This is a genomic window from Kitasatospora sp. NPDC053308 (genome assembly GCF_055585785.1).
In genome coordinates, this window is the sequence record NZ_JBVJJY010000061.1 from 1 (window position 1) to 2,119 (window position 2,119).

The 2,119-nt window shown below is 75.7% G+C and carries 1 protein-coding gene; it reads right to left on the reverse strand.

What is annotated here, in order from left to right; all coding sequences use genetic code 11:
* The coding region (locus ACZ6Y7_RS37915) for a type I polyketide synthase (RefSeq protein WP_465762540.1) at positions 1 to 2,119 on the reverse strand (2,119 nt) is incomplete at both ends.

Below are 2,119 nucleotides of genomic sequence, written 5' to 3' on the forward strand. Positions count from 1 at the left end.
GAGCCAGCTCCGGCCGCGCGGCCACCCAGTCGTACAGCCGCTCCGCCTGCCCGGCCAGCCCCTCGGCCGACCGGCCCGACACCAGCCACGCACCGACCTCGCCGGGCTCGACCAGCGGAGGAGCAGCGGCCGGCTCGACCACGTCGGCGCCATCCGCGACAGGGGCCTCGGCCGGAGCCTCCTCCAGCAGGACGTGGGCGTTGGTGCCGCTGATGCCGAACGAGGACACCCCCGCACGGCGCGGACGCTCCCCCGCCGGCCAGGGCGTCGCCTCCGTCAGCAGCTCCACCTCACCGGCGGACCAGTCCACGTGCGGCGACGGCTCGTCGGCGTGCAGCGTCCTCGGCAGTTGCTCGTGCTGCAGCGCCAGCACCATCTTGATCACCCCGGCCACACCGGCCGCGGCCTGGGTGTGCCCGATGTTGGACTTCACCGAACCGAGCAGCAACGGCCGGCCCTCCGGCCGGTCCTGGCCATAGGTCGCCAGCAGCGCCTGCGCCTCGATCGGGTCGCCCAGCGTCGTCCCCGTCCCGTGCGCCTCCACCACGTCCACGTCCGCGGCGGTCAGCCGGGCATTGGCGAGAGCGGCCCGGATCACCCGCTGCTGCGACGGGCCGTTCGGCGCCGTCAGGCCGTTGGACGCGCCGTCCTGGTTGACGGCCGAGCCGCGCACCACCGCGAGCACCCGGTGCCCGTTGCGCCGGGCGTCCGAGAGCCGTTCCAGGACCACCATGCCGGCGCCCTCGGCGAAGCCCATACCGTCCGCCTGGGCGGAGAACGCCTTGCAGCGGCCGTCCGCCGCGAGGCCGCGCTGCTGGCTGAACCCGACGATCCCGTCGGGGGTGGCCATGACGGTCGCCCCGCCGGCCAGCGCCATCGAGCACTCGCCCGAGCGCAGGGCCTGGGCGGCCAGGTGCAGCGCCACCAGCGACGAGGAGCACGCCGTGTCGACCGTCACCGCCGGGCCTTCGAGCCCGAGCGCGTACGACACCCGGCCCGACATCACACTGGTGGCGAAGCCGGTCGTCAGGTGTCCTTCGGCGCCCTCGCTGCCGGTCGCCAGTCCGAGCCCGTAGGCCGACGCGAAACCGCCGACGAAGACCCCGGTCGCGCTGCCGCGCAGCGCGCCCGGGTCGATACCGGCCCGCTCCAGCGCCTCCCACGACGTCTCCAGCAGCTGCCGCTGCTGGGGGTCCATCGCCAGCGCCTCGCGCGGGCTGATGCCGAAGAACGCGGCGTCGAAGCCGCCGGCGTCGGCGACGAAGCCGCCCTCCTGGGTGTACGAGGTGCCCACGCTCTCGGGGTCCGGATCGTAGAGCCCCTCCACGTCCCAGCCGCGGTCGTCCGGGAAGCGGGAGATCGCGTCCGTCCCGGTGGCGAGCACCTGCCAGAACCCGTCGGGGTCGTTCACGTCGCCCGGGAACCGGCAGGCCATGCCGACGATCGCGATCGGCTCGTCGGATCCCGCCTCCGCCGGGCGGACCGGCAGGAGGTTCACGGGCTGCTCGTCGTCACCGACGAGCCGGGCCCGGAGGTGACCGGCGAGCGCGACCGGGTTGGGGTAGTCGAAGACGAGTGTGGCCGGCAGTCGCAGGCCGGTCGCGGTGCCGAGGCGGTTGCGCAGTTCGACGGCGGTGAGCGAGTCGAAGCCCAGGTCGGTGAAGGCCCGGCCCGCCTCGACGGCGTCGGCGGAGCTGTGGCCCAGGACGGCCGCCACGTGGGTCCGCACCAGGTCAGTGAGCAGCCGCATCCGCTCCTGCTCGGACAGCCCGGCCAGCTGCTGGTGCAGCGAGTCCGCGCCGACGCCACCCGAGGCGGCGGTCCGACGGCCGGCCCCGGCGGTGACCAGGGTCCGCCACAGCGGCGGGACCTCGCCGGTGCGGGCCGCCTGGGACCGCAGCCCGGCCAGGTCCAGCCGGGTCGCCACCAGCAGCGCCTCGGAGCGGGCGATCCCCTGGTCCAGCAGCGCCAGGCCCTCGGCCGCGCTCAGCGCCACGGCGCCGCCACGGGTCAGTCGGGCCCGGTCGGAGTCGGTGAGCTGCCCGGTCAGGCCGCTGACGTTCGCCCACAGGCCCCAGGCGAGGGACGTCCCGGGCAGCCCGGCCGCCCGGCGGTCGGC